The sequence below is a fragment of the Myxococcus sp. AM011 genome, assembly GCF_013372595.1.
Classification (GTDB): domain Bacteria; phylum Myxococcota; class Myxococcia; order Myxococcales; family Myxococcaceae; genus Myxococcus; species Myxococcus eversor.
Genome location: NZ_JABXEM010000049.1, coordinates 26,006 through 48,997, shown reverse-complemented (window position 1 = coordinate 48,997; position 22,992 = coordinate 26,006). Strand labels below are relative to the sequence as shown.

The window sequence follows — 22,992 nt, the reverse complement described above, 5'->3', positions numbered from 1 at the left end:
GGTTCGCACTTGAGCGTAATCGGCCCGGGCGGAGGGGGCGGGGGCCGGGGATTGTCGTTCGGCTTCATCATCTCGAAGTAGCAGATGACGGGCTCCGACCAGGGGTTCGGAGCGAGAGGAGACCACCGCTCCACGGTCACCACCGCCGCCGACAGGGTGGTTCCCGTCGTGGCGGCGATGACGCGCGCGAACAGCGGGGCCGCCGACGTGGCCCGGTGGCTCACGCGCAGGGGAGAGTCCCCGTCCACCACGCCCGACGTCTGCGCGACGATGCCGCCAGCACTGTCGAGGAGCTGGAGTGTGACGACCTGGCTGCCGCCCGTCCGCACCCCGGTCTCCACCACCGAGGCGACCACCTGGTCTCCGGCCTCTCCATGGCTTGGCGGTGTCTTCGCCACGTGCGTCAGCACGGGAGGCGCTTGTCCGAATGCCGGCACCGACACACCCCCCACCAGCGTGACGAGCGCCAGCAATCCACTTCGCATCCACGATTGAGTCTTCATTCCTGGCCTCGTCCTCATGACTGCCCCCTCGTGTTTCGCACCAAGGTCTTCGACTACTCCAACCGGTTGACGAACGTGGCGCCGCGAAGCACCTGTCCGTCCGGCAACCGCGCTTCCACCTGCCACAGCAGCTTCGTTCCGGGCTTCAGCGGCGCGAGCACCGAGGCGGGCACGCGGTACTCGCGCTGCTCCAGCGAGTCCGCGCGGTGGACCAGGCTCAAGTCCTCCGTGGACACCCGCACCGACCATCGGGTCCCCTCGGGGCCGCCACTCCAGCGCAGCACACAGTCGTCGCGCTTCAGCGGCGCGGCCTCCGGCACGAGCGAGGTGAGCGCCCCCGTGTCACCCCCTCGCAGTTGGTGCTGCTCCGGGCCCTCCCGCACCGAGATGCCGACCACCACCAGGACCAGCGCCGCCGTGGCCACCGCGCCCCAGACGGGCCGGCTCCACGCGAAGCGGAAGCGGCGTCGCTCCCGCGCGTCACTCGAGTCCCTGCGGGCCCTCGGGCCCCCGGCCGCGAGTGTCGCGGTGGGCTCGGCCTGGGCGGCGGCGGAGGAGAGCTCCTTCGCGAGGCGCCACGCCGCGGCCCAGGCGGCGTCATGCGCCACGCGAGCGACGACGGCCCGGCGCTCCTCCACGGACAGCTCACCGCTCACCGCGCGCCACACCAGGTCGGAGTCCACCGGCTCGCCGCCGGGCATCGGCTCCTCGTCGCGCACCACCGCGCGCAGGCGCTCGACGGTGGTCTCGTCGGGCTTCGTCTCGTCGTCGCGTCGCTGCTCGCTCACGGCTCGAATCCCTTCGTCGAGAGGCACAGGCGCAGCGCGCTCAACCCGCGGTAGATGAGGTTCTCGGCCCGCTTGCCATCCCAACCCAGCAGCTCGCCGGCCTCCGGCACGGTGTGGCCCTGGAGGTACAGCGTCACCGCGAGCCTGCGGTCCTGCGCGAGCTGGCGCAGGCAGTCGCGCACCGCCCGGGCAATCTGCGACGCGCTCGCGGACTTCTCCGGGTCGCCCGACGCCAGCGGCTGTTGGGGCTGAGACTCCACTTCCTCCATGGAGACTTCCCGACGGCGCTCCACGTTGCGCAGCTCGTCCACCAGCGCCGTGTACGCCACGCGATACAGATATGCGGGCGACAGGCGGGAGCGGTCTGGCTCGCGGCGCTGCAGCTCCATGACGCGCATCATCGCCGTCTGCACCAGGTCATCGCGGCGATCCGCCAGACGCGGAGGACACACGCGCTCGACGGCTCGCGTCAGGTCCCGGCGGAGCTTCTCCAGCTCGTGATTCAGCAGAGGACCCGCGGCCTGGGTCGGCCTTGGTTGCGACTCCACGTGGAAGGTCCTCCAGGAAGCACTCATGGTCATCGAAAGGTCCCTTCCACGGCAAGTGTGAGTGCCATTCCTCAAGCAGCCCTCCACACGTCCCCACCGCGTCCTTGACTCCTGAACGGACCTCGCTCTTTTTCTCCCTCACCCGTCCGTGGCGATGGGGAGAGGGGCGCTCCTCCCACACCGTCGCAGCCCTCCCCGCGGGGGTGAGCCGTTGCTATTTTCCATTCACGTGGAAACCGGAGGGGGTGGCGGATGTCGACGCTTGGGCAAAGGCCGCCATGTCCGGGCCTCGCGGGCGGTGTTGCGTGGCCATGCGTGGCGCGGGTTCATATATCTGGAGGGAGTCGACAGGAGGCAGGCCGCCTGGACGCTCTCCAGGCGGACACGACGAGCGAATGAACGTCCTGCTTTCCAGATGTGTTGGCTGAGTCCTTCTCACAAGGAGGCCGTCCCTTGCGAAGGTTTCAGGAACGCCTCCCACTCGAGGCGCTGACATTCGACGACACGGTGGTCCTGTTGGATGTGGTGCGGGAGCTGGCGCACCTCCGGACGCTGGAGGACGTGATGGCGCTGGTGCGCCGCGCCGCCCGCCAGCTCAGCGGCGCGGATGGCGTCACGTTCGTGCTGCGCGAAGGTGACCTGGTGCACTACGCGGATGAGGAGGCCATCGCCCCGCTGTGGAAGGGGTGTCGGTTTCCCATCCATTCGTGCATCTCTGGTTGGGCCATCCTGAACCGGGAGCCCGCGGTCATCGAGGACATCTACGCGGATGAGCGAATCCCGCATGACGTCTACCGCGCCACGTTCGTGAAGAGCCTGGTCATGGTGCCGGTGCGTCGCGCGGACCCGGTGGGCGCCATCGGCGCGTACTGGGCGGAGCGCCGGGTGCCGGGGCTGCGGGAGGTCTCCCTGCTCCAGGCGCTCGCGGACTCCGCGGCCGTCGCGGTGGAGAACGGGCGACTGTACGAGGCGGAGCGCTCGGCGCGGCGGGCGGCCGAGGCGGAGACGCGCCTGCGCGGCGAGCTGCTGGCGATGGTGTCCCACGACTTGCGCAATCCGCTGGGCGTCATCGCCATGACGACGTCGCTGCTGGCGCCCCTGCTGGCGCCGCTCAACGGGCGCGCGCGGCACCACCTGGACACCCTCAACCGCTCGGCGCTGCGGATGGAGCGGCTCATCCATGACCTGCTCGACTTCGCGGCCATCGAGGCCGGTGGCTTCCGGGTGAGCCGCGTGCCGCTGGCGCTCTCGCGGCTCATGGAGCAGGCGTCGGAGCTGGGGCCGCTGGCGCGGGAGCGCGGCATTGGCCTGGAGCTGCGGCTGCCCGAGCGGGATGTCGACGTGCGGTGTGATCCAGACCGCATCCACCAGGTGTTCTCGAACCTGGTGGGAAACGCCGTCCGCTTCACTCCCGCCGGTGGACTCATCACCGTCATGGCGGAGGTCCATGATGACCGTGTCGAGCTGAGCGTGGCGGACACGGGCGCGGGAATCGCGCCGGAGGTCCTCCCCGTCCTGTTCGACCGCGTTCAGCGGCCGACGACGCGGATACCCGGGAGCGGCGTGGGGCTGGGGCTCTCCATCGCCCGAGGCATCATCGAGGCGCACGGCGGCGCGGTGCGCGTGCGGAGCCAGGTCGGGTTGGGGACGACGTTCACCTTCACGCTCCCGATGGAGGAGCGCGCGTCAGGGTTGGATTCGCTCGTAGCGGCCACCGGCGACGCGATGGAAGCCGACTGACTCCGCGAGCCGGATGGCCGCGAGGTTGCCGGGCTGGGTGAGCGCGGACAGCCTGCTCACCCCGAGCGACTGGATGGCGTGCTCGAGCGCAGGGCCCGTGAGGCTTCGCGCGCGTAGCCGTGGCCCAGCAGGCCTCCTGCTCAGGCTCCGCCGCGGAATCGCCGCAGGTGCTCCCGCCACGCGTCGCGAGCCTCGTCCTGGCCGACGGCGTGGAACTCAACGGTGGCTCCGGGGCGCCGCGCGCCGAGCCGTCCCCAGTCCGAGCGGATGACGGTGGCGATGAGCGGATAGCCGCCCGTGGTGGGGTGGTCCGGCCCGAGGATGATGGGCTCACCCGACAGCGTCACCTGGATGGCGCCGCGAACCATGGGACGGGAGGTGCTCGCGCCTTCGTCACCGTGCGCCAGCGCGGGGCCTTGCAGGCGCATCCCCACGCGGTCACTCGCGCTCGACACGGTGAAGGTGCTGCCCAGCAGCGAGGCCGCCATCAGCGCGTCGAAGCTCTCCGTGTCGGGCCCGAGCACCAGCCGGATGGGCGCCGCGTCATCCCAGACCGCGTCCGTGTCCACCGACTCCGGCGGGCCGCGAGCCTCACCCACGGGGAGCGAGTCTCCGGGCTTCAGCACGCGCCCTTCATGTCCGCCCAGCCGCGCCACCAGCAACGTGCCGCGTCCACCCAGCACCTCCGGCACGTCCAGGCCGCCGTCCACCGCGACGTAGCAGACGCTGGCGCGCTCCGGCGCGAGCACCCGGAAGCTCTCTCCATCGTCCAGCACTCGCGCGTCACGCCCATCCACCGAGATGCGCAGGGCCCTGCCGCGCGCGCGCAGCTCCAGATGCCCCAGACACTCCAGCGCCGCCGCTCCCCAAGAGTTGCCCACGGCGCGGTTGGCGCGAGCGAGCAGCTCCGGCACCAGCGCGCCGCCGGGCGGGACGCCATGGTGCATCTGCCCCGGCCGCCCGCCGTCCTGCACCGTGGCGGGCCCTCCCATCCCCGCGATTTCCAGCCAGCCCGCCATCATCCCACCCGCTCGAAGCGCACCCGGTCACCGAGTTGCAACACCGCGCCCCGGTCCGGGTGGAAGGCCGTGAAGTCCAGCGCCGTGCCAATCAGGTTCCAGCCCCCGGGCGACGCGAAGGGATACACCCCCGTGCGCCCGCCCGCGATTCCCACCGCGAGCGCCGGCACGCGCATGCGCGGGGTGGGAAGTCGCGGGACGACGATGCGCGAGTCCAGCTCGCCCAGGTACGCGAAGCCCGGCAGGAAGCCCACGCAGCGCACCGTGTACTCACGCGCCGCATGCAGGCGAGCCACCTCGTCCACGGACAGGCCCGCGCGCGCGGCGACCTTCTCCAAGTCGGGCCCGTCGTAGCGCATGCGCAACGTGATGAGGGTCTGCTCCGGCGGGGCCACCGTCTCGCGCAGCAGTCGCGCCAGCGCCAGCCGCGGTTCGTCGGGAGGCGCATCCGGGTCGAAGTACACGCAGGCGTGTTCCTCGGTGACGACGGCGTCCACCACGCGAGGCAGGGCGCGCAGCACCTCGCGCGCGGCCCTTCGCTCCAGGCTGTCGGGCAGCGTCAGCCGCAGCGCGCCGTCTCCCAGCGGCTCGACGTGGAGCGACAGCGCGTCCAGGGTGGAGCGCACCTCGCGGGCCAGCTCCACCGCGCCGGGCGTGTCGCCATGCACGCAGACCGTGTCGACGGTGCCCTGGGTCGCCAGTCGCACGGTGTTCTCGCGCACCCGGGCTGCATCCGTGAGCACCGCGCCCGGTTGTCCTCGGGGAATCAGCGAGCCATCCGGCAGCGTGCCCCGGTCCGCGAAGCCCTCGCGCGCATGGGACAGGCCGGCGTTCCTCGCGGCGTCGTGCAGACATCCCTGGGCGGGGGCGATGAGGGTGATATCCGAGCCCAGCGCCTCGATGATTCCCTCCACCACCGCGCGCGCCAGCACGGGTGACACATTGGCCGCGTGATACAGCGCGCCGTGGAGCTTGGCGTAGACGACCGGGATGCGTTGCTCCTGGGCCAGCCTGGCGAGGCGCGCGCACTGGCCCGCCACCTGCCCGCGCAGGACTTCGGGGGGCACGTCGAGCGCACGCCGTCCGAAGTTCTCGCGGTCCTCGTAGGACGGATGCGCGCCGACGCGGGTGCCATGGCGCGCGCACAGCTCCAGCGCGCGGCGCATGGAGGCGTCGTCACCGGCGTGCGCGCCGCACGCGATGTTGGCCACCTGGGCGAGCGCATAGAGCCGAGCATCCTCGTCGGGCAGCTCACCCAGGTCGATGTTGAGGAGGCACTCCGTCATGCGTCCACGCTATGCGAGCCGCGTCCCGGACGCAGCCTTCTCCCCACCGTGGCCGCGACGGCTGACAGGGCGAAAGGCTCGAGAGATGACACGCACCACCCCGGGGCAGGGGCCGGTTGGCACCGGGGTGGTACGCGCCCCGGCGTGTCGAATGACACCCCGAGGAACCTCCACCCAGATACGTGGGACGCCGCTTTCTCCGGTCATTTCCCCCGAATTTCGGGGGATGTGACTTCGAGCACGCGCGCTGGGCGCGTGAGCACCGGGGCTGTCAGTGCGCGTCTGCTCCGCGCGAGACGGGACATGCCCGCTTGGAGTTTGAGCGGACCCTGGGGCGCGGCGGGTCAGTGAGACACGGGCGCGAGGGTGGCCGGGCCTCCAGCCTTCACCCATCTGACCAGCGCCAGCGCGGTGGCCTCGTCGAGCAGCTCCGCGTAGGTGGGCATGGGCGTGCCGGGAAGGAACTTCTCCGGGTTGCGCACCCAGCGCACCAGCTCCGCTTCGGAGCGGCCAGGCGCGCGAGCGAGCCGGTCATGGTAGCGAGCGCCCGGCGCATGGCAGCCCGCGCAACCCAGTTGCGTGAAGACCTTCGGGGCATCGATGCGGGCAGCCACGAGCCGGGGCTTGCGTGGGGCCTTGGGTGTCGCCGCGTTCGTCGCCACCGACGTGGACTCGCTGCCGCGTGGAGCGGGCGACGCTGAAGCCTGCGTGGAGCCCGAAGAGGGCACAGCCCCCTGCGTCGTGCCGGCGCCAGTGGCGACGCTCGTGGGCGATGATGGGGTCTCGGTCGGAGTCGCGACGCCGGGGCCCGCCGCGTCGGCGGACGCGGGCTCGTTCGTCGTCGCTTCCTCGGCGGCCACTTCGCCAGGCGCCGTGGCCGGGGTCGCCACCCAATCCGGGCGCGGCGTCGTGGCGGTGAGCCGGGGACGTGCACCGTCCACGTCGTTCTTCAGGGGCGGCACCGAGCGCAGGTATTCGTAGAGGGCCTTGGCCTCCTCCTCATCCATCCCGCGAAAGCGAGGCATGGGCGAGCGAATCGGCGAGCCATCCGGCGCAATCCCATCTCGCACCGCGCGGCTGAAGTCCTCCTGCGTCCAGTACGCGAGCCCCGTGGCGTGGAACGTGATGTTGCTGGAGTGGAGCTCCCGGCCCTCGGGGTCCTTGAAGGCCATGCCTCCCTCGAAGATGTCGTCGCCCTCCGTCTTGTTCGGACTGAATCCGGGCGTGTGACAGGAGGCGCAGTCGTAGACGTCATGCGCCATGTAGCGGCCGTACTCCACCGTGGGGGCCTTGGGCGGCACGGGGATGCCGAGGGGAGGGCGCTGCACCGGTTCGTTGCCCATGATGACGCGAAAGCCCAGCCCTCCAATGAAGCTGAACTCCGAGCGTGGCGCCGGAGTCGCGTCCGGCTTGAAGAGCGGGTCTCCCGAGCGCAGGAAGCCCAGCACCGCCGCGAGGTCCTTGTCCCCCATGCCGTAGCTGGGCATCACCATGAGCCGTCCGTCCCGACTCACCGCGTAACGGATGGCGCGCGCCAGCTCCTCGTCCTTCGCCGCGCCAATGCCCGCCGTAGGGTGGGAGGTCAGGTTCGATGAGTGGAAGCTCCCCATGTACGACGGCAGCTCATGCAGCGGCGCGCCAGAGGCCGTGTCGGTGTCGCCGCCTCGGTGACACGCCTCACAGCTCGCATGGAAGATGGCTGCTCCACGCGCCAGTGCCGCCGGCGAGGTGTCCGCGCGGATGGGCGGGTAGGGCGCCTTGACGGTGCCAGCGCAGCCCGCCAACAGAAGGCTCAGCAGCAACGTGCCCTTCACGGTACCTCGGACCTCGCGATGCATGCGCAGCCCTCACACTTCCGATGGGGGTCCGATGCATATCTCATCCCGCCCTGTTTCAGGGAGGGGGCGCCTGATGGCGGGTGAACGCGGGGCCCACGGCGCCGAGCAGGTCGTCCGCCGTCCAGGAAGGCGGCTGGCTAGACTCGGCCGCATGACGCGTCCCCTCGAGTCCTACCGCGCCCTGTTCCCCGTGCTCCAGGAGCAGCTCTACTTCAACCACGCCGGAGTGGCGCCCACCAGCCTGCGCGCCGCCGAGGCCGTGCGCGAGTGGATGGACGACCTCGTCTACCACGGCATCCGCCACGAGCGCGGCTGGGAGGCCCACTGCGAGCGCATCCGCGCGCTGGCGGCCCGCATCCTCCACGCCGAGCCCGGGGAGATTGCCTTCGTGCGCAACACCAGCCACGGCCTGGGGCTGGTGGCGGAAGGGCTGGACTGGAAGCCGGGGGACGAGGTGGCCGTGGCCACGTCGCTGGAGTACCCCTCCAACGTCTATCCGTGGCTGCACCTCAAGGACAGGGGCGTGGTGGTGCGGGAAATCGAGGCGCCGTCCGGTGGCGTCACCCCGGAGGCGGTGGCCCAGGCCCTCACGCCGCGCACGCGACTGGTGGCGGTGTCCTCCGTGCAGTTCGCCACGGGCCATCGCACGGACCTGGAGGCGGTGGGCGCGCTGTGCGAGCGCGCGGGCATCCTCTTCTGCGTGGACGGCATCCAGAGCGTCGGCTGTGTCCCGGTGGACGTGAAGAAGTGTCGCATCCACTTCCTGAGCGCGGACAGCCACAAGTGGATGCTCGGCATCTCCGGCATCGGCGTGTTGTACGTGGCCAAGGAGGTGCTGCCGCGACTGCGCCCCGTGCTGGTGGGCTGGCGGAGCACCACCGACGCGTGGAACTTCAACCGCACCCACTTCGAGTTGCGCCCCGACGCGAGCAAGTTCGAGGAAGGCAGCGCCGCGTACCCGGGCCTCTATGCGTTGGGCGCCGCGCTGGAGCTGCTCCAGGAGGTGGGCGTGGAGAACATCGAGGCGCGCATCCGCGAGTTGCTCGCGCATCTGGAGAAGGGGCTGCTCGCGCTGGGCTGCGAGGTGGGGCCCGCGCCGGAGCATCGCGCGGGCATCCTCACGTTCCTTCCGCCCGGGGCGCAGGCGCGGGCGCTCGGGGCCTACCTGTCCGAGCACCACGTCGCCCACTCGGTGCGCCGGGGGCGCATCCGCCTGTCCCCCCACTTCTACAACCTGCCGGAGGAGATGGACCGGTTGGTGGAGCTGGTCCGGGGCTACGGCGGCTGACGCGGCTCAGGTCTGCGAGGGGAAGAGCGTGTCGATGGACAGGTAGCGCTCGCCGGTGTCGTAGCAGAAGCACAGCACGCGGCTGTTGTCCGGCATCTCGCCCAGCTTCTGGTTCACCGCGGACAGCGCGGCGCCGGAGGAGATGCCCACGAAGATGCCTTCCTCACGCGCGGAGCGGCGGGTGAACTCGAAGGCGTCTTCCTCCGCCACCTGCACCGTGCCGTCCAGGATGTCCGTGTGCAGGTTCTTCGGGATGAAGCCCGCGCCGATGCCCTGGATGGGGTGGGGGCCGGGCTGACCGCCGCTGATGACGGGCGACTTGACGGGCTCCACCGCGAAGACCTTCAGCTTGGGCCATTTCGCCTTGAGCACCTCGGCGCAGCCGGTGATGTGGCCGCCGGTGCCCACGCCCGTAATCAGGTAGTCGAGCCCGTCCGGGAAGTCGTTGAGGATTTCCTGCGCGGTGGTGCGCTTGTGCACCTCGATGTTCGACTCGTTCTCGAACTGCTGCGGCATCCACGCGTCGGGGACCTGGGAGACCAGCTCGTTGGCGCGGGCGATGGCGCCCTTCATGCCCAGGGCGCGCGGCGTCAGCTCGAACGTGGCGCCATAGGCGGCCATGAGGCGACGGCGCTCGATGCTCATCGACTCGGGCATGACGAGCACCAGCTTGTAGCCCTTCACCGCGGCGACCATGGCCAGGCCGATGCCGGTGTTGCCGCTGGTGGGCTCGATGATGATGCTGTTCTTCTTGAGGATGCCCTTCTTCTCCGCGTCCTCAATCATGGCGAGGCCGATGCGGTCCTTGATGCTGCCGCCCGGGTTGGCGCGCTCCAGCTTCATGTGGACGGTGACACGCGACGGAAACAACCGGTTGATGCGCACGTGCGGCGTGTTGCCGATGGTCTCCAGGATGTTGTTCGCCTTCATGTCGGGCCTCGTCGGGGGCTGCGCGGGTGGGGTGCTGCGGAACGCATCAGATGTGGAACTCGATGGCGTCCATGACGCCGTCGGCTCCACGGGGGCGAATCTCGCTGCGGCGGGTGACGACCGAGCCTGGAGGGATGCTCTGCGTGAGCCACGCGTTGCCGGCGATGATGCTGCCGTGTCCCACCACCGTCTCCCCTCCGAGGATGGTGGCGTTGGCGTACACCACGACGTCGTCTTCAATCGTGGGGTGGCGCTTCTTGTCGGCCAGGGCCTTCTCCACCATGAGGGCGCCCAGGGTGACGCCCTGGTAGACCGTCACATTGTTCCCGATGATGGTCGTCTCGCCGATGACGACGCCCGTCCCGTGGTCGATGACGAAGCGGCGGCCGATGGTGGCGCCGGGGTGGATGTCGATGCCGGTGCGCTGGTGGGCGTGCTCGGTGAGCAGGCGCGGCAGCAGTGGGAAGCCGAGCCTGTGCAGCGCGTTGGCCACGCGGAAGATGGCGATGGCCTGGAAGCCCGGGTACGTGAGGATGACCTCGTCCACCGAGCGCGCTGCGGGGTCCGCGTCGAAGATGGCCTGCGAGTCCTGGCGGAGCCAGTCGTACAGGTCCGGCAGCCGCTCCATGAAGCGCGAGGGGATGCTCGGGTTGATGTCCGGGTAGAGGGGGGCGAGCGTCTCGCGCACGCGGTGGAGGCTGGCCTCCACGGTGGTGACATCCCGGCGGACGGCGGCGGCGGTACACTCCAGGCGCTCGGCGAAGTGGGGGAACAGCAGTCCGAGGACCTGTGCGACGAACTCGGGGGCCGCCCGCCGCACGTCCGGGGGGAAGCAGTGGCGCTGTCGGGCTTCCAGCAGCGCGGCGACCAGCCTGGCGTTGGAGTCATCCATGAGCTCCTCCATTTAATGCGGTGCGTGGTGGGGCCGCACCACCTGAATCCCCGTTTGGCGCCGAAGTTCGGGCCGGTGTGGGACAAGTGGACAGCACGGGGTGCCTGGAGGCAGCCCGGCCAGGGGGAGGGGGCCGTGGGCGCCCGTGCTGGCGGGGGCGCTTGCCCGACCCTGCTGACGGCGTGACGATGGGCGGATGAGCCAGACTCCCTCGTATGTCCATGGCACCAGCGCCACCCCGCTCCTGGGGGAGACGATTGGGCAGAACCTGCGCGGGACGGTGGAGCGCCATGGGGACCGGGAGGCGCTCGTCGTCGTCTCCCAGGGGTACCGGGCCACGTACCGGGAGCTGTGGGACATCACCACGCAGGTGGCGAAGGGCTTGTTGGCCTTGGGCGTGGAGAAGGGGGACCGCGTGGGCCTCTGGTCTCCCAATCGCTTCGAGTGGGTGGTGACGCAGTACGCGACGGCGCGCATCGGCGCCATTCTCGTGAATCTCAACCCGGCCTACCGCACGGCGGAGCTGGAGTACTCGCTGAACCAGTCGGGGACGAGCGTGCTGCTGCTGTCGCGCGGCTTCCGGCAGACGGATTACCGGCCGATGTTGGAGGAGGTCCGTCCGCGCTGTGCCCAGCTTCGCGTGGCGCTGGTGCTGGATGACGACTGGCAGTTGTTGCTCTCCAACGCGAAGCACGTGAGCGAGCACACGCTGGAGGACCGCGAGGCGTCGCTCCAGTTCGATGACCCCATCAACATCCAGTACACGTCCGGGACGACGGGCTTCCCGAAGGGCGCCACGCTGTCGCACCACAACGTGCTGAACAACGGGTACTTCATCGGCGAGGCGTTGAAGTACGGCCCCCAGGACAGGGTGTGCATCCCGGTGCCGTTCTATCACTGCTTCGGCATGGTGATTGGGAACCTGGCCTGCACGTCGCATGGCGCCACGATGGTGATTCCGGGCGAGGCATTCGACCCGCTCGCGGTGCTCCAGACGGTGCAGGCGGAGAAATGCACGTCGCTGTACGGCGTGCCCACGATGTTCATCGCGGAGTTGGAGCATCCGCGCTTCGGTGAGTTCGACCTGACGACGCTGCGCACGGGCGTCATGGCGGGCTCGCCGTGTCCGGTGGAGGTGATGAAGCAGGTGCAGTCGCGGATGAACATGCGCGAGGTGACCATCTGCTACGGGATGACGGAGACGTCGCCGGTGTCCACGCAGAGCTCGCTGGACGACCCGTTCGACAAGCGGGTGTCCACGGTGGGGCGCGTACATCCGCACCTGGAGGTGAAGGTCATCAACGCGGAGACGGGGGCGGTGGTGCCTCGTGGGGCGGCGGGAGAGCTGTGCACGCGCGGGTACAGCGTCATGCTGGGGTACTGGGCGAACGAGGAGGCCACGGCGAAGGCGGTGGACGCGGCGGGGTGGATGCACACCGGCGACCTGGCGACGATGGACGCAGAGGGCTACGTGCGGATTGTCGGTCGCATCAAGGACCTCATCATCCGGGGAGGGGAGAACATCTCCCCGCGCGAGGTGGAGGAGTTCCTGCACACGCACCCGGGCGTGAGTGAAGCGCAGGTCATCGGCGTGCCGAGCGTGAAGTACGGCGAGGAGGTGATGGCCTGGGTGAAGCCGAAGCCGGGCGTGACGCTCACGCCCGAGGAGCTGACGAAGCACTGCACGGGCCGCATCGCGTCGTTCAAGGTACCGCGCCACTGGAAGCTGGTGGACGCGTTCCCGATGACGGTGACGGGCAAGGTGCAGAAGTTCCGGATGCGTGAGGTCTCCGTCGCGGAGCTGGGCCTGGAGGCGGCCTCGTCCATCAAGACCGCTTGACGCGGGGGCTCTTGCGCGCGGCCTTCTTCTTGGCGGCCGGCTGCTTCCGGGGAGCCGCCGACTTCTTCGCGGTGGCCTTCGGCTTCGCTTTCGCCGGGGCCTTGCTCGCCGCCGGGAGCGGGGCCTTCTTCTCGGTGGGCTTCCTCTTCGGCGCCTTCTTCAGCGCGGCCCTCGCCGCCGCGTCGACGGCGCGGCGGGCCCAGGGCAGCAGCTCATAGGCGTCATCGCTCGCGTCGGTGGGCGCCGTCCAGTAGCTCATCTCGATGCGGCGGCCTCCGCCCTCATAGATGAAGGGGCGGCAACCCGCGGCCTGGAAGTCCGGTCGGGTGACGTCGTCCGTCTTCAAATAGAGCTGGCCATCGCCGACGAGGCCGAACATTCGCCCTCCGAAGTACAGGCCCCACCCTCCGAACATCCGCCGCGCCTGTACCGGCCCGAGCTTCTCCAGCAACTCCACCACGTACTCCACGAAGCTGTCCGTCCGCGCCACGCTGCGTCTCCTTCCCATCGCGTCCCGATGGAATGCTGACGTGATGACATCGCCGCTCGCCTTTGCGGCGCAATCAGAATCTCGCGTGGACAGGCGCGCTTCAGCGGAACGTGGCCACCAGCGGGTTGTGGTCCGACGTGTCGCCCACGTCGATGACCTCCGCCGACACCAGTCGCTCCACCATGCGCGGCGACGCGAAGACGTAGTCCGTGCGGTAGTCGATGGTGACGCCACCCCGGTTGCGCCGCGCCGTCACCCACCGCGTGGAAGCGGCCCGCGTCGGCAGCGTGTCCACCCAGCCGAAGTCCTCCACGTCGTCGATGACGTCGAAGCGCGGCGGATGTCCGTACTTGTCCGTCCCCGCCCGCCGCAGCCTGTCCTCCAGGTCCACCGGGTACGGGTCCCTGCGCGACAGCGAGTTGAGGTCCCCGGCCAACAGATATTGCCCCTCGCGGAACTTCGCCGGGTCGATGAGCGAACGCAGATAGCGCGCCTCCACGTACCGGAGTTTCTCGTGGTGCGCGTCGAAGTGCGTGCCGAACAATGTCACCGGCCCGTTCGCCTCCAGCTCGCACTCAACGATGCAGTGGCCCAGGAAGTGCCGGTCATTGTGGATGCGCAGCGAACGCAGGGGAGGGCGGCTCACCACCGCGACGTGGTAGCAGCGTCCACTCGCACGCGAGCGAGACTGGCCCAGCACCAGGTGCGCGTCGTCCTGCGGCACGTCCAGCGCCTCCGCCACCCGGCGCAGTCGCCCGCCGTCGTCCCAGCCCAGACACTCCTGGAGCACCAGCACATCCGGCGAGGCCCTCGCGAGGAAGGTGACGATGTCGTCGAACCGCTCCTCGCCTCCCTGCAATACGTTGAATGTCATCACCTTCAGCGACATGCGGCCTCCCTCTCGCTCGGGGGCACCCGACACCGGCCCCATCCACGCACAGGCTACCGCACCCGTTGTCCCGAAGGGGCTCCTCCGCGCTTGCCCCCTCCCCAGGGCTCCGGCATCGCGCGCACGCTCTCCACGATGAAGGACTTCAGCTCGCGCGCCGCGGACGTGAGATAGCCCTCGCCCCGGTGCACCAACGCCACCTGTCGCTTCAGGCCACTCTTCACCAGCGGTACCACGTCGAACCCACGCGAGGCATGGTCCCGAGCCATCAGCTCCGGCACCAGCGCGATGCCCAACCCGCGCTCCACCATGCGCCGCATCGCCTCCGCGTTGTCCGTCTCCATCGCGACCTTCGGTGTCACTCCGCGCGCCTCGCACTCCGCTTCCAAGGCGCGCGTGCCGCTCATGCTGGGGATGACCACCCACGTCTCCTCCACCACGTCCCCGAGCGACACCGGTCGACTGCTCTTCGTGAGCCGATGCCCGCGAGGCACCGCGAGCATCAGCACCTCCTCCCACAGCTTCTGCGCCACCAGGTCCGCGCGTCGCACGGGCAAGGACAGGATGGCCAGGTCCAGCGCGCCTCGGGCCACGCCTTCCTCCAGCGCCGCCGCCATGTCCTCGCTGAGTCGGGGCCGCACCTCCGGATATTTCCGAGCGAACGCGGGGATGATGTCCGGCAACAGGTACGCCCCCACCGTGTGCAGCGTGCCGAGCGACACCGGTCCACGAGGCGTGCCCGACAACCGCTCCAGCTCGGATGTGCCCGCCGCCAGGGCGTCCAGCGCGCGCTGGGCGTGGGGCAGGAACCGCTCCCCTGCGTCCGTCAGCACCGCGCCCCCTGGCGTGCGGACGAGCAGGCGAGTGCCCAGCTCGGCCTCCAGCGACTGGAGCTGCCGGGACAGGCCGGACTGGGACAGTCCCAGGCGTCGGGCCGCTTGGGAGAGACGGCCCTCCTGGGCCACTCGGAGGAATGCCTGGAGTTGTTCGTGGGTCATGCGGAATCCGCATGAAGTCTATGCGGAAGTTGCGATTTCCGCATGGGGAGCCCCCGGTTAGACGTGTGCAATGGATGGAAGCGGCTTGACGGTGGAGCCGGTGTCTTCCGCTCGGCCAGGTGCGGCGCGGCGGCTGGCCACTGGCGCGGTGTTGCTGGCCCTGGTGGTCAGTGCCTTCGAGGGCACGGTGGTGACCAGCGCCATGCCCACCATCACCCGTGAGCTGGGCGGACAGCACCTCTACTCGTGGGTCTTCTCCGCGTTCCTCTTCGCCTCCACCGTGGGCGTGCTCATCTCCGGCAAGCTGGCGGACCGACTGGGCCGCAAGCCCGTCTTCTTCGCCGGCATGGGGTTGTTCCTCGTCGGCTCCGCGCTGTGCGGGCTCGCCCATTCGGTGGAGGGGCTCATTGCCTTCCGCGTGTTGCAGGGCCTGGGCGCGGGCGCGCTCCAGCCCACCACGCTCACCATCAGCGCGGACCTCTACACGTTGCGCGAGCGCGCCGCCGTCCAGGGGCTCTTCACCGGGGCCTGGGGCGCGGGCAATGCGGTGGGGCCGCTCATCGGTGGTTGGCTGGTGATGCACGCCTCGTGGCGGTGGGTGTTCCTGGTCAACGTGCCCGTGGGCCTGTTCGCCGCGCTGTTGCTGTACCTCTCCTATCGGGACCCGCCGCGCCGCACGGACGTGAAGCTGGACCGCTGGGGTCCGGTGCTCGCGGGCTCATCGGCGGCGCTGCTGTTGTTCTCGCTGGAGCCGGGCCACGCGGAGTTGCGCTGGCTGTGCCTGTTGGGCGCGGTGGTGTTGGGCGCGGGGTTGGTGTTCCAGCAGCGCAGGTCCGAGGCGCCGCTGCTTCCGATGGAGCTGGTGAAGGACCGCACCGTGCTCAGTGGCGTGGCGGGCGGCATCGCGGGTGGCGCGCTGCTGTACAGCATGGCGGCGTGGGTGCCGCTGTGGATGACGGAGCAGGGAGGACAGACACCCATCGTCGCGGGCCTGACGCTGCTGCCGATGTTGCTGGGGTGGTCGGTGGGGTCGACGTTTGGCGTGAAGCTGCTGGTGCGCGGAGGCATGAGGCTGAGCGCGGGCGTGGGCTTCGCGGTGGCCGCGACGGGGGCGGGGCTGCTGGCGCTCACCGCGGCGAATGACTGGGGTACGCCCGCGGCGCTCGTCTCGCTCGCGGTGCTGGGCATGGGGCTGGGGCCGGCGGCGAGCACGTCGCTCATTGGCCCGCAGTCACGCGCGCCCTGGCATCACCGGGGCATCGTCACCAGCAGCCTCTATGCGACGCGACTGCTGGGTGGCTCGCTGACGGTGGCCGCGTTGGCGCTCGCTCGAGGCCACTTCGCGCTCCAGTTCGCGATTGCTGGCGCACTGGCGGGGACGGTGGCGCTGATGCTGGCCATGGCCGCGCCGGGCAAGATGACCAGCGAGCCCTGAACCGTCGCGGACACGCTGGCGGGCAGCGTGACGCTGATGCTGGCCGAGCCCGGCAAGCTGACCAGCGAAGCCTGAACTCACGCACGCCACGGGACACAACACCTCGCCGGCCCGCGCAGGGCGCTGTTCACTGTCGTGTGCAGCGTTGTCCCCACGGTGTGCCGTGCGCTGCACACCGTGACTTCGCCCCGCCGCGTAAACGCGCGTGATGCCGTGCGTCAGCGCTTGGCAGGACGGATGCAATCGGGAGCTTCCATGCACGCCGTGGGTTGGCGTTGGAGGACTCGCGATGACGGAGATGATGGCGAAGTGGGACGTGAAGGTGCTGGGGGGTCTGGGCGGTGCGCTGCTGGCCCTGGCGGCGGTGTTCCTCTGGAGAGACCTCCACGTCCCCGCGGAGGCGCTGCTCATCCTCGCGGCCTGCGTGACGCTGGCCCTGGCCTTCCTGTCGGTTCCTCGCGGAGGACTGCTCGTCTTCCCCATCGCCGTGCTCGCCACCTCCGCGACGGGCGGCCTGTGGTACGCGGCGACGAAACATCCGCTGCTCCTCGTGGGGCTCGCGCTGACGCTCATCACCTCCGTCGTCATGCTCCCGCGCTCGCAGCCGAAAAGTGACACGACGCTGGAGCGCGTCCGCGATGTGCTCGTCTGGTTCGGCTTCACCGCCGCCACCATCGCCGCGACCTGGGCCTTCTACTTCCACTTCCTCACCCTGGGCGTCGCGGAGGACCACATCGCGCGTCGACTGGTGCTCACGCTGGGCTGGCTCGTCATCGGCGTGGTGATGGTGTTCCTGGGCCGCAAGCGGGGCACTCCCGTCATCCGCGACGCGGGCTTCTGCTTCGTCGCCATCTCCGTGGGCAAGACGCTGCTCTACGACACCGCGAATCTCGATGGCACCCTGCGCGTGGCGGGGCTCGCCGCCGCGGGCTTGTTGATGCTCGGCACGGCCTGGCTCTCCGCGCGGTCGACTCCGGCCAACGTCCGGAGCGCGTGACATGAGTCCCCTGCTCTCCTGGGTGGGCACGCTGTGGCTGATGCAGGCGGCCCCCGCGCCCTGCTGGTCTCATGAGGATGCGACGCCGGGCTGGAAGCGCGTGGAGCTTCCAGCAGCCGGGCCCCAACTGGCCGCGCCCTCGGACGTGGACCAGTTCCGCACGGGAGAGCCCGTCCTCGTGCGCGAGGCCAACGTGGGCACGTACTTCGGCGGCCAGCACGTGAGCACGGGCCGCATGGCCTTCCGCTTCCAGGTGCAGCCAGGGACGACGCGCCTGGAGCTCGACTTCCTCTCGTCACTGCGAGGCGCCAAGGTGGATGCCATCGCCTACGCGGGGACGCGCCCCCTCCACCTGCTCGACGAGCGGCGCATCCCAGGCGCGACAGTCATGTTGGAGTGGGGCTCGGGAGAGGTGCGCTCCGTGGTGGTGGAGGTCCACTACCACCTGCGCGAGCGGCCCGTGGTGGAGTCCTGGTGGGCGACCCGCCGCGTCTGGCCCGAGCGGGACGCCGCGCTCCCCAGCGAGTTCAAGGTCGCGCGCTCGCTCTACTTCTTCCACCCGGGTGGAGGACGCATCCTCACGCTGTGCCAGCAGCCGGACCTCTCCCCGCACACGTCCCGCTGGCCCCAGCTCGGACTGAGACTCAATACCTCCGCGCTCAAGCCGATTCCTTGAGCGCCCAGGGCCACAGCTTCGCCAGCGCGGAGCGCAGTTCGCCCGCGCTGGCGTACCGGTCCTCGGGCCGCTTCTCCAACAGCTTCAGCACCACGCGCTCGTAGGGGCCAGGCAGGTTCGGGCGCAGCGTGGTGGGCGGCACCGGCGCCTGCTGCACGTGCAGGAACATCAGCGGCACCGGGTCCGTGTGTCGGAAGGGGAGCTGTCCGGTGCACAGCTCGTAGGCCACCACGCCCAGCGCGTACAGGTCCGTGGCGGGCGACAGCGGAGGGCTGCCCATCACCTGCTCGGGCGCCATGTACTCCGGCGTGCCGAGCACCGTCCCCTGCGTCGTCGTCCCCGCCACGTGGGCGCTCTTGGCGAGCCCGAAGTCCATCAGCTTCAGCACCCCCGCGCGGGTGATGAAGAGGTTGGCGGGCTTCACGTCCCGGTGCAGCACGCCCCGGCCATGCGCGTGCTCCAGCGCGACGGCCGCGTGGGTGAGCCAGCGCAGCGTCTGCGCGAGCGTGGGCCTTCGCTCCAGCATCCGGTGGCGCAGGTCCACGCCGTCCAGCAGCTCCACCGTGAGGAAGTGCCGGTCTCCATCCAGGCCCACGTCGAAGACGCGCAGGATGTTCACGTGCTCCAGCGCCCGCGCGTGCTCCACCTCCTGACGGAAGCGCGCCACCGTGGACGGCTCCGCGTGCGGTGTCGCCAGCACCTTGAGCGCCACGCGCTGGCCTCGATGCAGGTCCACCGCCTCGTACACCGTGGAGCTGCCTCCGGCGCCGAGCCAGCGCTCCACCCGGTAGCGCTCGGCCACGAGCTGTCCCGGCAGCAGTCCGCGCACCAATGCCGCCGGCGCGGGCGAGGGGGTGGGAATGCCTTGCAGCAACGTCCCGTGCGGCGACACGGGCGTCAGTGCGCGCAGCGTCTCCGCCAGCGACACGGGAGGCGGAGTCGCCACGGGCGCGGGAGGCGGTGTCCGCGCCCCCGTCACCGCCGGTTCCAGCGACAGCCCTCCGAGGTACAGCACGCCTCCGGAGTCTTCTTCCGTCGAGCCCACCGCTTCTCCCTCGTCGTCCGTTGGCCCCGAGCCGCCCGCTCAGGGGTCCAACAGCGAGATGTGCGACGGCGCTCCCGCGCCTTCGATGTCCAGGTGCGGCGTGGGCAGGTTGTATTCGGCGGCGGCGCTGGTGGCCTCCACCATGATGGGCCCGGCGATTTCAGGCGGCTCGCCCTTGCACAGCACGTCCACCACGTGCTCGACGGTCCACTTGCCCAGCTTGTGCACCACCAGTCGATTCCCCTCGAACGTCGACGTGTCCGCCAGGTCCTCGCTGGCTCCGAGCTTCACGTCCACCGAGTCGCCCAGGTAGCCCCGCGCCAGCGCCAGCACGCGGTCCACCACCGAGTTCCAGGCCTGGAGGTGGGTGCGGTCCTGCGCCTCGTCCATGATGTCCAGGCCCACCTGGAGCTTCTCCATTCGCTCCAGGAACTGCTGCACCAGCGGGCCTCGGATGACGCGGCCGTGCTGCGGCGCGATGATTTCCACCGCCGGCGCGAGCTTGCGGATGGTGGCGACGACGCGCGCCAGGGCGGCGTTCACCGGCATGTAGATTTGATGGAACGCGCGGATGCCCGCCCAGTCGGACTCGTCCGCCCACAGGCCCTTGGCGTTGGCGTCGGTGAGGCCGCCGAACAAGTCGCCCGTGAAGAGCACGCGCGTCTGCGGGTCATAGAGCATCACCGCGCCCCGGAAGTGACAGAAGGGCGAGGGCACCGGCAACAGCTTGTGGCCGGTGGGCACGCTCAGCCCTTGAGCGAACTTCTCCGTGGGGATGAAGCGGTTGCGCGGCAGGTTCTGGTGGACGATGAGCCGCCACGTGTCCTCCGAGCAGAGCAGGCCCGCCCGGGGCGCGTAGCGCGCGGAGATGATGCTCGCCGACGAGCCCACGTCCGGGTCCTGGTGGTTGATGAAGAGGGCCGACAGCCGCTCCATGCCGCCGATGAGCGACGTCACCTTGGTGTGGATGGTGGAGAAGTCGCTGCTGGAGCCAGGGTCGATGAGGAGGTTGAACTCCGCGGCCCGCTGCGTCTTCGCGTCCGTGCCCCGGAACCGCCGGAGGTAGGGGTTGGCGTAGAAGATGTTCCCGGGCTCGCGCTTGCCCACCCAGAACGTCTCGGGAGCAATCTCCACGGGGACGATGCGGAGGTCGTTGCTCAGGCTCGGCGCGGGAAGGTCGCTGCTGCTCATGACGCGGAGTTCCTTCGGGGGGAGGTGATGGTCCCCGCCCATAGCAAGCGGTGCGCCGCCGTCCTCTCCGCCCCGAGCACGGGCGAAGGCCCTCGTCACGCGCGCAAGGCCTGCGCCCGCGAGGAGCGCCACGCATTTCATGCGGTGCACAGGCTCGCACGCGGGGTGGGAGCAGGCGGTTTCGAGGAATCTCCTCGCGGGCGCCACGCGCGTGGCACACTGCCGGGGCCGCTCGCACCCACCCACCATGCCCGACGCAGCCATGCTCTCCACCTGGGGGCTCCCAGGTCTCTTCCTCGTCGCGATGCTGGCGGGCTCCGTGGTGCCCGTGCCCTCCGAGGCGCTGCTCGCCGCGCTCATCTATGGCGGCACCCCGCCGATGCTGGCCACGGGCGTGGCGACGGTGGGCAACGTGTTGGGCGCGCTGTCGCTCTACGTGCTGGGCCTGTGGGTGGCGCGCGGCGGAGGCGGACCCTTGGGACGTTGGTACGCCCGGCGGCGAGAGAAGGAGGGGCCCCGCCTGCAGAAGGTGGAGGCGCGGCTGCGCACCTGGGGCGCGCCCGCGCTGGTGATGTCGTGGCTGCCCATCATCGGTGACGCGTTCGTCATCGCCGGTGGCGTGGTGGGCGTGAAGCCCTTGCCCTTCATCGTGTTCGTCACCCTGGGCAAGGGCCTGCGTTACGCATTCGTCGCCATCTCCACCGCCGCATCCCTGTAGGGCGATGGTGCGTCATGTTTCAATCGTGTTTCACGCGCCGTGTCAGCACGACATCCGGGTAAGTTGAGGCTGTGGTCTTGGGCACTGATTGCCCGACTACTCAACAGCTCCTCTACCGGAGCAGGACCGGACTTCGTGCGAAACAACCTCGCCGTATCCACGCGTGTGCTGTCGTCGTGGCGCTTCTGGCTCATGTCGCTCTTCCTCGGACTCACCGCCTGCGGTGGCGAGGAGCCCGTCACCGAAGAGGCCCCGCTCGCCGAGCGTCAGGACCCGCTGGCCAGCGTGCGGCTGCGCGTCATGGCGGCCAACCTCTCCAGCGGCAACGGGCAGGACTATGACCCGGGCCACGGCATCCGCATCTTCCAGGGCACGGACGCGGACGTCGTGCTGATTCAGGAGTTCAACTACCTGACGGACTCCGCCGCGGACATCCGGAGCTTCGTGAACACGGCGTTCGGCTCGGGCTTCTCGTACTACCGCGAGGCCGGCGCGCAGATTCCCAACGGCATCATCAGCCGCTACCCCATCATCGCCTCGGGCGAGTGGGATGACCCGCAGGTCACCAACCGCGACTTCGCCTGGGCGCGCATCGACATCCCGGGGCCCAAGGACCTGTGGGCGGTGAGCGTGCACCTCTTGACGTCGAACGCCAGCACGCGCAACACGGAGGCGGCGAGCCTGGTCAGCCGCATCCAGGCCAACATCCCCGCGGGGGACTACCTGGTCATCGGCGGCGACTTCAACACCAGCAGCCGCTCCGAGGCGTGCTTCAGCACCTTCTCGTCGGTGGTCTCCACGGCCAGCCCGTACCCCGCCGACCGCAACGGCAACACCAACACCAACGCGGGCCGCAACAGCCCCTATGACCACGTGCTGGTGGACAGCGACCTGCGGCAGTACCAGACGTCGGTGGTCATCGGGAGCAGCTCTTTCGCCAACGGCCTCGTCGTGGACACGCGGGTGTACTCGCCCATCGGCGACCTGTCCCCCGCGGTCTCCGGTGACAGCGGCGCGTCTGGCATGCAGCACATGGGCATCATCAAGGACTTCCTCATCCCCAGCGACTCGGTGTCGTCCAGCGTGACGGTGACGTCGCCCAACGGCGGTGAGAGCTGGACCCCGAGCAGCGCGCGGACGATTACGTGGACGTCGTCGAACGTGACGAGCGTGCGGGTGGAGTACACGCTGAACGGCAGCACCTGGACGACGCTGTCGTCGAGCACGTCCGCCTCGGCGGGGAGCCTTGCGTGGACGCTGCCGGCCACCGCGAGCACCACCGCGCGGGTGCGCGTGACGGACACGTCCAACTCCAGCATCACCGACACCAGCAACGAGACCTTCTCGATTGCGTCCGGAGGTGGCGGAGGCACCGGCAACCTCATCATCAACGAGGTGATGGTGAACGAGGCCGGCTCCGACGTGAACGGCGAGTTCGTGGAGCTGGTCAACACGGGCACGGCCTCGCTGAGCCTGTCCGGGTGGACGGTGTCCGACGCCACGGGCGTGCGGCACACGTTCCCCAGCGGCGCCTCGGTGGCGGCGGGCGGCGTGGTGGTGGTGTTCGGTGGCGCGGCGGGAATCCCGTCGGGCACGCCGGGCGCCGTGGCCGCGTCCACGGGCACGCTGGGCTTGTCGAACAGCGGTGACACCGTGACGGTGAAGAACGCGTCCGGCACGGTGGTGTCCACGGCGACGCTGTCGGCGGCCGTGTCCGGCACCGACGGAGTCTCCGCGAACCGCAGCCCGGACCTGGGCTCGAGCGCGACCTTCGTGCTGCACTCCAGCCTGTCCAGCCTGTCGGCCTCTCCGGGCCGACGCGCGAGCGGCGCGGCGTTCTAACGAGGTCCTGGTTCCCGCGTCCTCTCTTGCGAAGGGAGG

21 protein-coding genes are annotated in these 22,992 nt (G+C 70.0%); 8 read left to right on the top strand and 13 right to left on the bottom strand.

The features are described 5' to 3' along the window. The 3 genes from HUW62_RS13140 to HUW62_RS13130 all read right to left on the bottom strand — a co-directional run. The coding region (locus tag HUW62_RS13140; protein WP_176434636.1) for a hypothetical protein at window positions 1-503 on the bottom strand (503 nt) is incomplete at its 3' end. A 53-nt stretch (window positions 504-556) separates the two neighbouring features. Continuing rightward, the gene (locus HUW62_RS13135; RefSeq protein WP_368670402.1) at window positions 557-1,291 is read right to left on the bottom strand and encodes a hypothetical protein; all 735 of its coding nucleotides are present in this window, start codon (window positions 1,289-1,291) and stop codon (window positions 557-559) included. Continuing rightward, window positions 1,288-1,839 (bottom strand): RNA polymerase sigma factor, encoded by a 552-nt coding sequence (locus HUW62_RS13130; protein ID WP_240356714.1) that lies wholly within the window; start codon window positions 1,837-1,839, stop codon window positions 1,288-1,290. Before HUW62_RS13130 ends, HUW62_RS13135 begins: the two co-directional genes overlap by 4 nt. 453 nt (window positions 1,840-2,292) lie before the next feature. Here HUW62_RS13130 and HUW62_RS13125 point away from each other — a divergent pair, with 453 nt between their 5' ends. Further along, window positions 2,293-3,579, top strand: coding sequence for a GAF domain-containing sensor histidine kinase (locus HUW62_RS13125; RefSeq protein ID WP_163868108.1), 1,287 nt, complete (start codon window positions 2,293-2,295; stop codon window positions 3,577-3,579). A 140-nt stretch (window positions 3,580-3,719) separates the two neighbouring features. Here HUW62_RS13125 and HUW62_RS13120 read toward each other — a convergent pair whose 3' ends face one another. From HUW62_RS13120 to HUW62_RS13110, 3 genes are all read right to left on the bottom strand, one after another. Then, window positions 3,720-4,601 (bottom strand): biotin-dependent carboxyltransferase family protein, encoded by an 882-nt coding sequence (locus HUW62_RS13120; protein WP_240356713.1) that lies wholly within the window; start codon window positions 4,599-4,601, stop codon window positions 3,720-3,722. After that, window positions 4,598-5,884 carry a LamB/YcsF family protein gene (locus HUW62_RS13115; RefSeq protein ID WP_163868107.1) on the bottom strand — a complete coding sequence of 429 codons (1,287 nt, stop codon included), beginning with the start codon at window positions 5,882-5,884 and terminating at the stop codon, window positions 4,598-4,600. The genes HUW62_RS13120 and HUW62_RS13115 overlap by 4 nt, the downstream gene beginning before the upstream one ends. Window positions 5,885-6,228: 344 nt before the next feature. Next, the gene (locus HUW62_RS13110; protein WP_176434634.1) at window positions 6,229-7,722 is read right to left on the bottom strand and encodes a c-type cytochrome; all 1,494 of its coding nucleotides are present in this window, start codon (window positions 7,720-7,722) and stop codon (window positions 6,229-6,231) included. Between the two features lie 151 nt (window positions 7,723-7,873). On the opposite strand from HUW62_RS13110, the gene HUW62_RS13105 reads away from it, so the two are divergent. Continuing rightward, window positions 7,874-9,010: an aminotransferase class V-fold PLP-dependent enzyme gene (locus HUW62_RS13105; protein ID WP_176434633.1), complete on the top strand. Its 1,137-nt coding sequence runs from the start codon at window positions 7,874-7,876 to the stop codon at window positions 9,008-9,010. Window positions 9,011-9,016: 6 nt separating this feature from the next. Here the strand turns inward: HUW62_RS13105 and cysK are convergent, their stop codons facing one another. Further along, window positions 9,017-9,940, bottom strand: coding sequence for a cysteine synthase A (gene cysK / locus HUW62_RS13100; protein WP_176434632.1), 924 nt, complete (start codon window positions 9,938-9,940; stop codon window positions 9,017-9,019). Window positions 9,941-9,986: 46 nt separating this feature from the next. Beyond that, the gene (gene epsC, locus HUW62_RS13095) at window positions 9,987-10,832 is read right to left on the bottom strand and encodes a serine O-acetyltransferase EpsC (RefSeq protein ID WP_163868103.1); all 846 of its coding nucleotides are present in this window, start codon (window positions 10,830-10,832) and stop codon (window positions 9,987-9,989) included. Window positions 10,833-11,028: 196 nt separating this feature from the next. Here epsC and HUW62_RS13090 point away from each other — a divergent pair, with 196 nt between their 5' ends. Next, the gene (locus HUW62_RS13090; RefSeq protein ID WP_176434631.1) at window positions 11,029-12,672 is read left to right on the top strand and encodes an AMP-binding protein; all 1,644 of its coding nucleotides are present in this window, start codon (window positions 11,029-11,031) and stop codon (window positions 12,670-12,672) included. Here HUW62_RS13090 and HUW62_RS13085 read toward each other — a convergent pair. From HUW62_RS13085 to HUW62_RS13075, 3 genes are all read right to left on the bottom strand, one after another. Continuing rightward, window positions 12,659-13,162, bottom strand: a complete 504-nt coding sequence (locus tag HUW62_RS13085) for a TfoX/Sxy family protein (protein ID WP_176434630.1) — start codon at window positions 13,160-13,162, stop codon at window positions 12,659-12,661. The genes HUW62_RS13090 and HUW62_RS13085 overlap by 14 nt on opposite strands. Before the next feature lie 100 nt (window positions 13,163-13,262). After that, on the bottom strand, window positions 13,263-14,051 hold the full coding sequence (locus HUW62_RS13080) for an endonuclease/exonuclease/phosphatase family protein (RefSeq protein ID WP_163868100.1): 789 nt from the start codon (window positions 14,049-14,051) through the stop codon (window positions 13,263-13,265). 53 nt (window positions 14,052-14,104) lie between these two features. Further along, window positions 14,105-15,049, bottom strand: a complete 945-nt coding sequence (locus HUW62_RS13075) for a LysR family transcriptional regulator (RefSeq protein WP_176434629.1) — start codon at window positions 15,047-15,049, stop codon at window positions 14,105-14,107. Window positions 15,050-15,119: 70 nt separating this feature from the next. Here HUW62_RS13075 and HUW62_RS13070 point away from each other — a divergent pair, with 70 nt between their 5' ends. The 3 genes from HUW62_RS13070 (at window position 15,120) to HUW62_RS13060 (ending at window position 18,157) form a co-directional block, all read left to right on the top strand. Then, window positions 15,120-16,484 (top strand): MFS transporter, encoded by a 1,365-nt coding sequence (locus tag HUW62_RS13070; protein WP_163868098.1) that lies wholly within the window; start codon window positions 15,120-15,122, stop codon window positions 16,482-16,484. Window positions 16,485-16,773: 289 nt separating this feature from the next. Further along, entirely contained in the window at window positions 16,774-17,481 is a 708-nt protein-coding gene (locus HUW62_RS13065; RefSeq protein WP_163868097.1) for a DUF2339 domain-containing protein, read from the top strand. 1 nt (window position 17,482) lies between these two features. Next, on the top strand, window positions 17,483-18,157 hold the full coding sequence (locus HUW62_RS13060; RefSeq protein WP_163868096.1) for a hypothetical protein: 675 nt from the start codon (window positions 17,483-17,485) through the stop codon (window positions 18,155-18,157). Here the strand turns inward: HUW62_RS13060 and HUW62_RS13055 are convergent. Together HUW62_RS13055 and HUW62_RS13050 are read right to left on the bottom strand one after the other, a co-directional pair. Then, on the bottom strand, window positions 18,141-19,202 hold the full coding sequence (locus HUW62_RS13055; RefSeq protein ID WP_163868095.1) for a serine/threonine-protein kinase: 1,062 nt from the start codon (window positions 19,200-19,202) through the stop codon (window positions 18,141-18,143). The genes HUW62_RS13060 and HUW62_RS13055 overlap by 17 nt on opposite strands. 39 nt (window positions 19,203-19,241) lie before the next feature. Further along, window positions 19,242-20,393: a hypothetical protein gene (locus tag HUW62_RS13050; protein ID WP_163868094.1), complete on the bottom strand. Its 1,152-nt coding sequence runs from the start codon at window positions 20,391-20,393 to the stop codon at window positions 19,242-19,244. A gap of 247 nt (window positions 20,394-20,640) precedes the next feature. On the opposite strand from HUW62_RS13050, the gene HUW62_RS13045 reads away from it, so the two are divergent. Beyond that, complete coding sequence (locus tag HUW62_RS13045) at window positions 20,641-21,111, top strand: YqaA family protein (RefSeq protein WP_163868093.1); 471 nt, start codon at window positions 20,641-20,643, stop codon at window positions 21,109-21,111. Window positions 21,112-21,303: 192 nt separating this feature from the next. Beyond that, a complete protein-coding gene (locus HUW62_RS13040; protein ID WP_176434638.1) occupies window positions 21,304-22,953 on the top strand; it encodes a lamin tail domain-containing protein in 1,650 nt (549 codons plus the stop codon). Window positions 22,954-22,992: the final 39 nt, after the last annotated feature.